Below are 12,920 nucleotides of genomic sequence, written 5' to 3' on the forward strand. Positions count from 1 at the left end.
CATGTCAAAATTCTTCATCGACCGTCCGATTTTCGCTTGGGTAATTGCCCTGGTGATCATGCTGGTCGGGGCACTTTCGATCCTGAAACTGCCGATCAACCAGTACCCGAGCATTGCGCCGCCGGCCATTGCGATCTCCGTGACCTACCCAGGTGCTTCGGCGCAAACCGTGCAGGACACCGTGGTCCAGGTGATCGAGCAGCAGCTCAACGGTATCGACAACCTGCGTTATGTGTCCTCGGAAAGTAACTCCGACGGCAGCATGACCATCACCGCGACCTTCGAGCAAGGCACCAACTCCGACACCGCGCAGGTACAGGTTCAGAACAAGCTGAACCTGGCCACCCCGCTGTTGCCGCAGGAAGTGCAGCAACAAGGTATCCGCGTGACCAAGGCAGTGAAAAACTTCCTCTTGGTCATCGGCGTGGTATCGCGTGACGGCAGCATGACCAAGGACGACCTGTCCAACTACATCGTGTCGAACATGCAGGATCCGATTTCGCGGACCGCCGGTGTCGGTGACTTCCAGGTCTTCGGTGCCCAGTACGCGATGCGCATCTGGCTCGATCCGGCCAAGTTGAACAAGTACAACCTGACCCCGGCTGACGTCAGCTCCGCCATCTCGGCGCAGAACGTTCAGGTGTCGTCCGGTCAGCTCGGCGGTTTGCCGGCGCTGCCAGGCCAGCAACTGAACGCGACGATCATCGGCAAGACCCGTCTGCAGACCGCCGAGCAGTTCAAGGCGATTCTGCTCAAGGTCAATCAGGACGGCTCGCAAGTGCGCGTCGGCGACGTCGCCGATGTCGGTCTGGGCGGTGAGAACTCGACCATCTCGGCACAGTTCAACGGCAAGCCATCGTCCGGTCTGGCGGTGAAACTGGCCAACGGTGCCAACGCCCTCGACACCGCCAAAGCCCTGCGCAAGACGATTGACGAACTCAAGCCGTTCTTCCCGCAAGGCATGGAAGTGGTGTTCCCGTACGACACCACCCCGGTGGTAACCGAATCGATCAAAGGTGTGGTTGAAACCCTGGTCGAAGCGATCGTGCTGGTGTTCCTGGTGATGTTCCTGTTCCTGCAGAACTTCCGCGCCACCGTCATCACCACGATGACCGTGCCGGTGGTATTGCTCGGTACGTTCGGCATCCTCGCGGCGTTCGGTTTCAGCATCAACACCCTGACCATGTTCGGTATGGTGCTGGCCATCGGCTTGCTGGTGGACGACGCCATCGTCGTGGTGGAAAACGTCGAGCGGGTGATGAGCGAAGAAGGCTTGTCACCGAAGGAAGCGACCAAGAAGTCCATGGGCCAGATCCAGGGCGCACTGGTCGGTATTGCTCTGGTTCTGTCGGCGGTACTGTTGCCGATGGCGTTCTTCAGCGGTTCCACCGGTGTGATCTACAAGCAGTTCTCGATCACCATCGTCTCGGCCATGGCCCTGTCGGTACTGGTCGCGCTGATCTTCACCCCGGCGCTGTGCGCAACCATGCTCAAGGCGATTCCGAAAGGCGAGCACGGCACACCGAAAAAAGGCTTCTTCGGCTGGTTCAACCGTAACTTCGACCGTGGCGTTCGCAGCTACGAGCGCGGCGTTGGCAACATGCTGTCGCGCAAAGCCCCGTATCTGCTGGCGTATCTGCTGATCGTTGTTGGCATGATCTGGCTGTTCACCCGTATTCCGACCGCGTTCCTGCCGGAAGAAGACCAGGGCGTACTGTTCGCCCAGGTGCAAACCCCGGCCGGTTCCAGTGCCGAACGTACGCAAGTCGTGATCGACGAAATGCGTTCCTACCTGCTGGAGAAAGAATCCGGCGCGGTCGCCTCGGTGTTTACCGTGAACGGCTTCAACTTCGCCGGTCGCGGTCAGAGTTCGGGTCTGGCGTTCATCATGCTCAAACCGTGGGACGAGCGTGACGCGAGCAACAGCGTGTTCGCCCTCGCCCAGCGTGCGCAGCAACACTTCTTCAGCTTCCGCGACGCGATGGTGTTTGCTTTCGCCCCGCCAGCGGTACTGGAATTGGGTAACGCCACCGGTTTCGACGTGTTCCTGCAGGACCGCGCCGGTATCGGTCACGAAAAACTGATGGAAGCGCGCAACCAGTTCCTCGGTCTGGCAGCGCAGAGCAAGGTGCTCTATCAGGTGCGTCCGAACGGCCTGAACGACGAGCCGCAATACCACCTGGAAATCGACGATCAGAAGGCCCAGGCCCTCGGCGTGAGCATTGCCGACATCAATAGCACGCTGTCGATCTCCTTCGGTAGTAGCTACGTCAACGACTTCATCGACCGTGGTCGGGTGAAGAAGGTGTACGTGCAAGGTCAGGCCGGTGCTCGCATGAGCCCTGAAGACTTGAAGAAGTGGTACGTGCGCAACAGCGCCGGGACCATGGTGCCGTTCTCCGCGTTCGCCAAGGGCGAGTGGATCTACGGATCGCCGAAACTGGCGCGTTACAACGGTGTAGAAGCGATGGAGATCCTCGGTTCTCCGGCGCCGGGTTACTCCACCGGTGATGCGATGGCCGAAGTCGAAGCGATTGCCAAGAAGCTGCCGGCGGGTGTCGGTATCTCCTGGACCGGTCTGTCTTATGAGGAACGTCTGTCCGGCTCGCAAGCGCCGGCGCTGTACGCCCTGTCGCTGCTGATGGTGTTCCTGTGTCTGGCGGCGCTGTACGAGAGCTGGTCGATTCCGATCGCGGTTATGCTCGTGGTGCCGCTGGGGATCATCGGTGCGCTGCTGGCCACCAGCCTGCGCGGTCTGTCCAACGACGTGTACTTCCAGGTGGGGCTGTTGACGACCATCGGTCTGGCAGCTAAAAACGCCATTCTGATCGTCGAGTTCGCCAAGGAACTGCATGAACAGGGACGCAGCTTGCGGGATGCGGCGATTGAAGCCTGCCGCATGCGTCTGCGACCGATCATCATGACCTCGCTGGCCTTCGTCCTCGGTGTTGTACCGTTGGCGATCTCCACCGGCGCCGGTTCAGGCAGTCAACATGCGATCGGTACGGGCGTGATTGGCGGTATGCTCACGGCCACGATCCTGGCGATCTTCTGGGTCCCACTGTTCTTCGTTACGGTTTCGTCCCTGGGCCAGCGTAAAATCGCTGACGAGGATGAGGCTACTGAAACTCCTAAAGAGGCTGGCCAATGAGCAAGTCGCTACTCTCCATCGCAGTCGCCGCCTTCGTGCTGAGCGGTTGCTCGCTGATACCTGATTATCAGCAGCCTGAGGCTCCGGTCGCAGGTCAGTACCCGCAGGGGCCGGCGTATTCGCCGGCCCAGGCTCCGGCGCAGGCCGCTGCCGAGCAAGGCTGGAAGCAGTTTTTCCACGACCCGGCGCTGCAACAGCTGATCCAGGTGTCGCTGGAAAACAACCGCGACCTGCGTGTCGCGGCGCTGAACATCGACGCCTATGCGGCTCAATACCGCATCCAGCGCGCCGACCTGTTCCCGGCGGTTTCGGCCAATGCCAGCGGCAGCCGTCAACGTCTGCCGGCTCGCGCGTCGACGACTGGCGACTCGATGATCAGCAGTTCGTATTCCGCCACCGTCGGCATCAGCGCTTATGAACTCGACCTGTTCGGTCGCGTTCGTAGCCTGAGCGAGCAAGCGCTGCAACAATACTTCGCCACTGAAGAAGCACGCCGCAGCACCCAGATCAGTCTGGTCGCCAGCGTCGCCAACGCTTACCTGACCTGGCAAGCGGACAAGGAACTGCTCAAGCTGACCCAAGACACCCTCGGTGCCTTCGAAGAAAGCTACAAGCTGACCAGCCGCAGCAACGAAGTCGGTGTCGCTTCGGCGCTGGATCTGGCGCAGTCGCGCACCTCGGTCGAGAACGCCCGGGCACAACTGGCGCGTTACACCCGCCAAGTGGCCCAGGACGAAAACAGCCTGACCCTGCTGCTCGGCACCGGTATTCCGGCCAATCTGCAAACGGCCAAGCCGCTGTCCGATGACCTGCTCAGCGACGTGCCGCCGGGTCTGCCTTCTGACTTGCTGCAACGTCGTCCGGACATTCTGCAGGCCGAGTACAACCTGAAAGCGGCCAACGCCAACATCGGCGCGGCCCGTGCAGCGTTCTTCCCGAGCATCAGCCTGACCGCCAACGCGGGTAGCCTGAGCCCGGATCTGTCCGGTTTGTTCAAGGGTGGTTCGGGGACGTGGCTGTTCCAGCCGCAGATCAACCTGCCGATCTTCAACGCCGGCAGCCTGCGCGCCAGCCTCGACTACGCCAAGATCCAGAAGGACATTGGCGTGGCGAACTACGAGAAGTCCATTCAAACGGCCTTCCAGGAAGTCGCCGACGGCCTCGCCGCCCGCCAGACCTACACCGAACAGCTGCAAGCGCAGCGTGACTTCGTGCAGGCCAACCAGGATTACTACCGCTTGGCCGAACGTCGTTACCGCATCGGTGTCGACAGCAACCTGACCTTCCTCGATGCCCAGCGTCAGCTGTTCAGCGCGCAACAAGCGCTGATCACCGACCGCCTCGCGCAGCTGACCAGTGCGGTCAACCTGTACAAGGCCCTGGGTGGCGGCTGGAATGCGCAAACCGCGCAGAACGAACCACTGAAAGAAGAAGCGCCGAAGATGAAGTTGTTCTGATCATCATCAGGTGAACACAAGGAGCCCACCGATTGGTGGGCTTTTTGTTGCCTGCCTGAAAGTTGTGGTGTCTGGGCTGGCCCCATCGCTGGCAAGCCAGCTCCCACAATGTTCTGTGGTGTACCCAACATTGTGAACGACACAAAAACCTGTGGGAGCTGGCTTGCCAGCGATGAGGCCCTCCCATTCACCCAAAACCCCGAGCAAATCTTGCGTTCGATAATCGCCCAAAAACCGCTTCCGCCGATTGAATCCCCACCACCGCCCCCCGCACCATTCGATCAACAAAACCAATAACAACAGGTTCGACACCATGCTCCCGCGCCCTGCTCCGACCGGCTGATCGCCGTCGCCTCACCCCCTGAATTCATCGCATTTCTGCACCGTAAAAAACGGCCGCAGCGCACCCGTTCGCCCTAAAAAAACAAGAGAGACCCCAACTATGACAACCTCCCCTGCGCCTTACGCATTTCCCGGTCTGATCGTCCTGGCCTTGGCCGGCGCTACGCTGCCCGCTGCGGCTGAAGAGGCCGGTTTCATCGAAGGGGCCAAGGTCAACCTGAACCTGCGCAACTTCTACATCAACCGCAACTTCACCAATCCGACCAAAGCTCAGGGCAAGGCCGAAGAGTGGACGCAGAGCTTCATCCTCGACGCCAAATCCGGCTTCACCCAAGGCACCGTCGGTTTCGGCCTGGACGTGCTCGGCTTGTATTCGGTGAAGCTCGATGGCGGCAAAGGCACCGGCGGCACCCAATTGCTGCCACTGGATCGCGATGGACGCCCAGCGGACAACTTCGGCCGCACCAACGTCGCCTTCAAAGCCAAGCTTTCGCAGACCGAAGTGAAGGTCGGCGAGTGGATGCCGGTGCTGCCAATCCTGCGTTCGGACGACGGCCGATCGCTGCCGCAGACCTTTCGTGGCGGGCAAATTACCTCGAAAGAAATCGACGGCCTGACCCTCTACGGCGGTCAGTTCCGCGCCAACAGCCCGCGCGACGACAGCAGCATGAGCGACATGTCGATGACCGGCAAAGCGGCGTTCACCTCTGATCGCTTCAACTTTCAGGGCGGTGAATACGTTTTCAACGAAAAACGCACACAGATCGGCCTGTGGAATGCCGAACTCAAGGACATCTACAGCCAGCAATACGTCAACCTGATCCACAGCCAGCCACTCGGCGACTGGACCCTCGGCGCTAACCTCGGCTTCTTCTATGGCAAGGACGATGGTAGCGCCCGCGCCGGCGATCTCGACAACAAGACCTGGTCGGGCATGTTCTCGGCGAAGTACGGCGGCAACACCTTCTACGTCGGCCTGCAGAAACTCACTGGCGACAGCGCCTGGATGCGGGTCAACGGCACCAGCGGCGGCACGCTGGCCAACGACAGCTACAACGCCAGTTATGACAATGCGCAGGAACGCTCCTGGCAAGTGCGCCATGACTACAACTTCGTGGCGATGGGCATCCCCGGCCTGACCCTGATGAACCGCTATATCAGCGGCGACAACGTGCACACCGGGACGATCACCGACGGTAAGGAATGGGGCCGCGAATCGGAACTGGGCTACACCGTGCAGAGCGGTGCGCTGAAGGATCTCAACGTCCGGTGGCGCAACTCGACCATGCGCCGGGACTTCAGCAACAACGAGTTCGACGAGAACCGCTTGATCGTCAGCTACCCGATCAGCCTCCTCTAAACACCGATCCACCCCTGTAGGAGCTGCCGCAGGCTGCGATCTTTTGATCTTAAAAACAAGATCAAAAGATCGCAGCCTGCGGCAGCTCTACATTGGAACTCTCGCCACTGGTCAGGAGAAGTGGCACTTTGCCGGTCGGCAGGTAAAGTGACAAAACCTGAAGGACTCAGGTGCTTCACCTTTCCGCTTCCGTCGTCGTAGTCGGTCCTCAAGCTGGGAGCCAGGTTGTCATCGGAAGACACCAACGATCACCGGAGGACCTCCTCAATGATCTCTCGTCTCGCAACACCCGACTGGGACGCCAAGGCGTATCAGCAGTTTTCCCGTCTCAGGCAACGACCGGTCAATGAATTGCTCGACCGTGTCGACTTGCAAAACCCGCAACGTATTTACGATCTGGGCTGTGGCACCGGCATTGCCACGCAGCTGTTGGCCGAACGCTGGCCGCGCGCGCAGTTGCAGGGCGTCGACAGCTCCACGCAGATGCTCGATGAAGCGCGCTGTCTGCCGATCCGGGCGCAGTGGAAGTGTTGCGATCTGCTCGACTGGCGGCCGGAGCAGCCAGCGGATCTGCTGCTCGCTGCCGCCGTACTGCACTTTATCGGGGGCCATGAAACGCTGCTGCCGCACCTGCTCGGTTATCTGAATCCCGGCGGTTGTCTGGCGGCGCACATGCCGGACTGGCGCGATGCGCTGTGGTATCGGCTGATGCTCGACACCCTCGAAGACGGCGGCCCCGGCGGCACGCCAATAGGCACACCAGAACTGCGTCAGCGCATGGCCGCACGGCCGTTGTTGGCACTGGAGGATTACTACCGTTTGCTCGCGCCGCTGACCTCGTCGCTGGATATCTGGGAGACCGAGCAGTTGCAGGTAGTCGACGGTAAATCGCCGGTGTATGACTGGGTGAAGGTCTCGGCGCTACGGCCGGTGATGCAGGCGCTGAATTCAGCGGAACAGACGCGGTTTATTTATCACTACCTGATGCGGGTGCATGAGCATTATCCGCAGGAAGCGGACGGGCATACGTTGTTTGCGTTCAAGCGGATATTTATTGTTGCCACGGTTTGATTGGTCGCGGCCACTATTGCTATCGCTGGCAAGCCAGCTCCCACAGGGATTTTCAGCGAACACAGATTTTGTGCACACCTGAAAAACCTGTGGGAGCTGGCTTGCCAGCGATGGCGTCAGCTCAGGCAACATCACTCCCGGGATTCGACTCCTAGCTCATCCCAAACCGATTCAGCCAGATGAAACGTCGCATTCGCCGCCGGAATCCCGCAGTAGATCGCGCTCTGCATGATCACTTCCTTGATCTCGCTCCGGCTCACACCATTATTGGCCGCCGCACGCAGGTGAAGTTTCAGCTCACCTTCGCGGTTCATGCCGATCAGCATGGCGATGGTGATCAGGCTGCGCGTGTGCCGAGGCAAACCCGGACGCGTCCAGATATCGCCCCAGGCATGCCGGGTGATCATCTCCTGAAACTCCGAGTTGAACTCGGTCAGCGTGGTCAGGCTGCGATCGACATGCGCATCACCGAGCACCGCGCGGCGCACTTGCATGCCTTCGTCGTAACGTTGTTTCTCGTCCACGAAAATCCCCTTATCAGGCGTTTAGAAACGCCAACACACGATCACTGAAATCCGCGCCAGCCTGCACGTTGGACAGGTGCGCCGCGTAGAACTCGGCGTACTGGGCACCGCGTACATGCTCCTGAATGAAATGCCCACCGGCCGGCGGCGTCACCGCGTCTTCAGTGCCGGCAATCACCAGCAACGGCACGTTGATCGACGCCAGTTGCTCGCGGAAATCAGCATCACGCACCGCCGCACAGTTGGCCGCATAACCTTCAGGCGAAGTGGCCGCGAGCATGTCGGTAATCTGCTTGGCTGCGGCCGGATGTGCAGCGGAAAAATCCGGGGTAAACCAGCGAGCAATCGATGCATCACGCAAGGCAACCATCGCCGCCGCGCCGTCACGCAACACGGTTTCGATGCGTGGATTCCACACCGACGGATCGCCGATTTTTGCCGCCGTGTTGCAGACGATCAGCTTGTGCAGACGATGACCAGCGTTGATCCCCAGCCACTGCCCGATCAGACCGCCCATCGACAGCCCGCAGAAATGCGCGCGCTCGATGTGCAGTGCATCCAGCAGACCGAGCACGTCATAACCCAGTTGTTCGATGCTGTAAGGCCCCGGCGTCACCAGCGATTGGCCATGGCCACGGGTATCGAAACGCAGCACGCGAAAATGCTCGGTAAATGCCGGCATCTGCGCGTCCCACATGTGCAGATCAGTGCCCAGCGAGTTGGACAACACCAGCACCGGTGCATCGACCGGGCCCTCGATTTGATAGTGCAGTTCGCCATCGGCGAGTTGAACGAAAGCCACAGCCCTCTCCTTTCAGACAGACAATGCGTTGTGTTCGGCCACCGCACGCTCGACCCAGACTTGCGCCTGACCGAGGTAATGGGCGGGGTTCAAAAGTTGATCGAGTTCAGCGCTGCTCAACTCGGCGGTGACTTGCGGTTCGTCACCGAGCACGGCGCGCAAATGGCGTTGTTCGGCCACCGCGCGTTTGCAGCATTGCTCAAGCAGATGATGCGCGGTGTCGCGGCCAACACGCTGGGCAAGGACGATGCTCACGGCTTCGGCCAGCACCAGCCCCTGCGTCAATTCAAGGTTTCGGCCCATGCGCTCGGCATCGACTTCCAATCCATCGGCGAGTAACCGAGCCTGTTGCAGCGACCCCGAAACGAGGCAGCAAATCTCCGGCAAGGTTTCCCATTCGGCATGCCACAGGCCGAGGCTGCGTTCGTGCTCCTGCGGCATCGCGCTGAACAGCGTCGAGACCAGACCGGGCACGCGCGTCGCTGCGCCAATCAACACCGCTGCACCCACTGGATTGCGCTTGTGCGGCATGGTCGACGAGCCACCCTTGCCCGGTGCCGATGGCTCGAACACTTCTGCTGCTTCGGTCTGCATCAACAGGCTGATGTCGCGGCCGAATTTGCCGAGGCTGCCGGCGATCAAACCGAGCACTGCGCCGAACTCGACCACGCGATCACGCTGGGTGTGCCACGGTTGTTCGGGCAAGGTCAGTTGCAGTTCTTCGGCCAACGCTTGGGCAATCGGCAAGGCCTGTTCGCCCAACGCGGCGAGGGTCCCGGATGCACCACCGAATTGCAGCACTAGCAAACGCGGTTTGAGTTCGCGCAGACGCTGACGACTGCGAGTGACAGCGCCCAACCATCCGGCGATTTTCATGCCGAGGGTTACCGGCGTCGCGTGTTGCAGCCAGGTGCGTCCGGCCAGCGGCGTCGAGGCATGACGTTGCGCCTGAACCGCGAGGGAATCGGCCAATTGCGCCAGATCGCTTTCAATCAGTGCCAGCGCCTGCCGCAATTGCAGCACCAGCCCGGAATCCATCACGTCCTGACTGGTCGCACCCAAATGCACATAACGCTCGGCTTGTGCATCGGTCGCGGCAATCTGTTTACCCAACGCCTTGACCAGCGGAATCGCCGAATTGCCGGCCGTGGCAATCGCCTCGCCCAGTGCCGCGAAATCATACAGACCGGCACTGCAAGCCGTCGCAATCGGTGCCACCGCAGAGGAAGGAATCAAACCAACCCGCGCCTCGGCCCGGGCCAGCGCCGCTTCAAAGTCGAGCATCGCCTGCACGCGGCCCTGATCGCAGAACACTTCACGCATATCGCGGGCAGTGAAGTAGGCATCGAACAATTGATTGCCCGGTCGCTGAGTCATAAACAGTCCTTGCCGGCGCGGGCCATGACAGCCCGCGCACTTCGGGTTAGAGATCGTGGTGCAAATACGCCGCCTGTTTCGGCAAGCGAAGACTGAACAGGAAGGCGATCGCCATCATCGCTGTCACGTACCAGTAGAAGGAGTTTTCCATGCCGATGTTCTTCAGGCTCAGGGCGACGAATTCCGCCGAACCGCCGAAGATCGCATTCGCCACCGCGTAAGCCAGACCGACGCCGAGGGCGCGGACTTCCGGCGGAAACATTTCGGCTTTCACCAGGCCGCTGATCGAGGTGTAGAAACTGACAATCGCCAGCGCTACGGTGATCAACACAAACGCGAGGAACGGGCTGCTGACGCTTTTCAGGCTCAACAGAATCGGCACAGTAAACAGCGTACCGAGCGCGCCGAACCAGAGCATCGAATTACGTCGACCGATCTTGTCGGCGAGCATGCCGAACAGCGGCTGCATGCACATATACAGGAACAGCGCGCCGGTCATGATGTAACTGGCGGTCTTGGCGTGCATGCCGGCGGTGTTCACCAGATATTTCTGCATGTAGGTGGTGAAGGTGTAGAAAATCAGCGAGCCACCGGCGGTGTAGCCGAGCACGGTGATGAACGCAGCTTTGTGATCGCGGAACAGCGCGGCGATGCTGCCGGCATCCTTGTGTTCGCGGGTTTCCTTGTTGGTGGTTTCTTTCAGACTGCGACGCAGAAACAGCGAAATCAATGCCGCCACCGCACCGACCACAAACGGAATCCGCCAGCCGTAGGCACGCAGGTCTTCTTCGGTGAGGAATTGCTGCAGAACCACCACCAGCGACACCGCCAGCAGTTGCCCGCCGATCAGCGTCACATACTGAAACGAGGCGAAAAATCCGCGCTGGCCCTTGAGGGCGACTTCGCTCATGTAGGTCGCAGTGGTGCCGTACTCACCGCCGACCGACAGGCCTTGCAGCAAACGTGCGAACAAAAGCAGCACCGGTGCCCAGACGCCGATGTCTTTATAGGTTGGCAGGCAGGCGATCAGCAACGAGCCGAAGCACATCATCAGAATCGAGATGAGCATCGAATTCTTGCGCCCGTGCTTGTCGGCGACCCGGCCAAAAATCCAGCCACCAATCGGGCGCATCAGGAAGCCGGCAGCGAACACGCCAGCGGTGTTGACCAGTTGCACCGTCGGGTTGTCGGAGGGGAAAAACGCCGGGGCGAAATAGATCGCGCAGAAGGCGTAGACGTAGAAGTCGAACCATTCGACGAGGTTGCCGGACGAGGCGCCGACAATGGCAAAGATGCGCTTGCTGCGCTCTTCACCAGTGTAATGGGAGGTAGTGGTTGTCATTGTTTTTCACTCGATAGGGACAGTGAGAGTCTAGACATACTTTGCAACAGTCCCGTTCCACATCCTATATCGATCGTTCCCACGCTCCGCGTGGTAACGCATTCGGTGACGCTCCGCGTCACAGTGGACGCGGAGCGTCCATGGCGGCATTCCCACGCAGAGCGTGGGAACGATCAGTTGTCAGCGATCAATAATCGAAGAACACGGTTTCGGCATCAGTGCCCTGCAGAATCACATTCCACTGGTAAACGCCCGACGCATCCTTTTTCGCCAGCAAGGTCGTGCGACGTTCAGCCGGCACACATTCGAGCAACGGATCATCAACGTTGGCCGGCTCGCCCTCAAAGTAGATCCGCGTCAGCAAGTGCTTCACCAGGCCACGGGCAAACACCAGCACCACCAGATGCGGCGCCTGGGTCGAACCCTTCAGCCCTTCAACCGTGCCCGGCTTGATCGTGGTGAAGCGGAAGCGCCCTTCTGCATCCACCGGCACCCGGCCAAAGCCTTCGAAATGCGGATCGAGCGGTTTGTCCTGCTCGTCTTCCGGGTGGTCGTACTTGCCGGCGGCGTTGGCCTGCCAGACTTCGAGCATGGCGTCGTTGACGACATCGCCGTTGCCATCCACCACTTGCCCGGTGATCGCCACGCGTTCGCCCAGAGTCTGTTCGACGGTGAGGTTTTCGCGGTTCAGCCAGGTCAGGCCGATGTGGTAGTACGGCCCGACGGTGTGGGACGTGGTCGCAGTCAGCGTCATCTTATTTCTCCATCGGCGTGGCTTCACGCCCGCGCAGCACGATGTCCCAGCGATAACCGAGGGCGTAGGACGGAATGGTTTTTTCCAGATCGAAACTGGCGATCAGGCGTTCCTTGGCCGAAGTGTCCGGCACGCAGTTGTAGATCGGGTCGTAGGCCAGCAGCGGATCGCCCGGGAAATACATTTGCGTGACCAGACGGGTGAGGATGCTCGGCCCGAACAGCGAAAAGTGGATGTGCGCCGGGCGCCAGGCGTTGTGGTGGTTGCCCCACGGGTAGGCGCCGGGTTTGATGGTCTGGAATTGATACCAGCCGTCGGCGTCGGTGACGGTGCGGCCGGTGCCGGTGAAATTCGGGTCCAGCGGCGCGTCGTGCAGGTCGCGTTTGTGGTTGTAGCGGCCGGCGGCGTTGGCCTGCCAGATCTCCACCAGAATCCCCGGCACCGGCAGACCATTTTCGTCGAGCACGCGGCCGTGAATGATGATGCGTTCGCCCTGCGGCTCGCCTTCGTGCTGCGCGGTCAGGTCATTATCGGTGTCGCCCACGTGCTCGGCGCCGATGGTCGGGCCGGTGATTTCCGACAGCGAGTGCGGCAGAAACACCAACGGCTTCGACGGCGAGCGCAGGTTGGTGGATTGATACGTCGGGTGCAGGTACTCAGGCTGAGTGCCTTCCTGCGGACGACGGTAACCAGGCTTGTCAGACATGTCGCTTTCCTCTGTTCTTTTTCGTCACGGCTTG

Annotated in this window: 10 protein-coding genes; 4 read left to right on the forward strand and 6 right to left on the reverse strand. The window is 60.5% G+C overall.

Annotated elements, in window-relative coordinates; all coding sequences use genetic code 11:
- The first annotated feature begins 1 nt into the window (after nt 1).
- From emhB to CKW38_RS21700, 4 genes are all read left to right on the forward strand, one after another.
- A complete protein-coding gene (emhB, locus tag CKW38_RS21685; protein ID WP_007917083.1) occupies nt 2-3,151 on the forward strand; it encodes an efflux RND transporter permease subunit EmhB in 3,150 nt (1,049 codons plus the stop codon).
- Entirely contained in the window at nt 3,148-4,608 is a 1,461-nt protein-coding gene (gene emhC / locus CKW38_RS21690; protein WP_095113831.1) for an efflux RND transporter outer membrane subunit EmhC, read from the forward strand. Before emhB ends, emhC begins: the two co-directional genes overlap by 4 nt.
- Nucleotides 4,609-5,050: 442 nt before the next feature.
- A complete protein-coding gene (locus CKW38_RS21695; protein ID WP_095113832.1) occupies nt 5,051-6,310 on the forward strand; it encodes an OprD family porin in 1,260 nt (419 codons plus the stop codon).
- A 267-nt stretch (nt 6,311-6,577) separates the two neighbouring features.
- The gene (locus tag CKW38_RS21700) at nt 6,578-7,381 is read left to right on the forward strand and encodes a methyltransferase domain-containing protein (protein ID WP_007917091.1); all 804 of its coding nucleotides are present in this window, start codon (nt 6,578-6,580) and stop codon (nt 7,379-7,381) included.
- A gap of 131 nt (nt 7,382-7,512) precedes the next feature.
- On the opposite strand, the gene pcaC is transcribed toward CKW38_RS21700, so the two are convergent.
- The 6 genes from pcaC to pcaH form a co-directional block, all read right to left on the reverse strand.
- Complete coding sequence (gene pcaC / locus CKW38_RS21705; RefSeq protein WP_095113833.1) at nt 7,513-7,905, reverse strand: 4-carboxymuconolactone decarboxylase; 393 nt, start codon at nt 7,903-7,905, stop codon at nt 7,513-7,515.
- 13 nt (nt 7,906-7,918) lie between these two features.
- A complete protein-coding gene (gene pcaD, locus CKW38_RS21710) occupies nt 7,919-8,707 on the reverse strand; it encodes a 3-oxoadipate enol-lactonase (RefSeq protein WP_095113834.1) in 789 nt (262 codons plus the stop codon).
- Between the two features lie 12 nt (nt 8,708-8,719).
- Nucleotides 8,720-10,084: a 3-carboxy-cis,cis-muconate cycloisomerase gene (locus tag CKW38_RS21715; protein WP_007917095.1), complete on the reverse strand. Its 1,365-nt coding sequence runs from the start codon at nt 10,082-10,084 to the stop codon at nt 8,720-8,722.
- A 46-nt stretch (nt 10,085-10,130) separates the two neighbouring features.
- Nucleotides 10,131-11,426 carry an MFS family transporter gene (locus tag CKW38_RS21720; RefSeq protein WP_007917096.1) on the reverse strand — a complete coding sequence of 432 codons (1,296 nt, stop codon included), beginning with the start codon at nt 11,424-11,426 and terminating at the stop codon, nt 10,131-10,133.
- Nucleotides 11,427-11,613: 187 nt separating this feature from the next.
- The gene (gene pcaG, locus CKW38_RS21725; protein WP_095113835.1) at nt 11,614-12,180 is read right to left on the reverse strand and encodes a protocatechuate 3,4-dioxygenase subunit alpha; all 567 of its coding nucleotides are present in this window, start codon (nt 12,178-12,180) and stop codon (nt 11,614-11,616) included.
- A gap of 1 nt (nt 12,181) precedes the next feature.
- The gene (gene pcaH / locus CKW38_RS21730; RefSeq protein WP_007917099.1) at nt 12,182-12,886 is read right to left on the reverse strand and encodes a protocatechuate 3,4-dioxygenase subunit beta; all 705 of its coding nucleotides are present in this window, start codon (nt 12,884-12,886) and stop codon (nt 12,182-12,184) included.
- Nucleotides 12,887-12,920 lie beyond the last annotated feature (34 nt).

The sequence above is a fragment of the Pseudomonas sp. Irchel 3H7 genome (assembly GCF_900187605.1).
In the GTDB taxonomy this organism is placed as follows: domain Bacteria; phylum Pseudomonadota; class Gammaproteobacteria; order Pseudomonadales; family Pseudomonadaceae; genus Aquipseudomonas.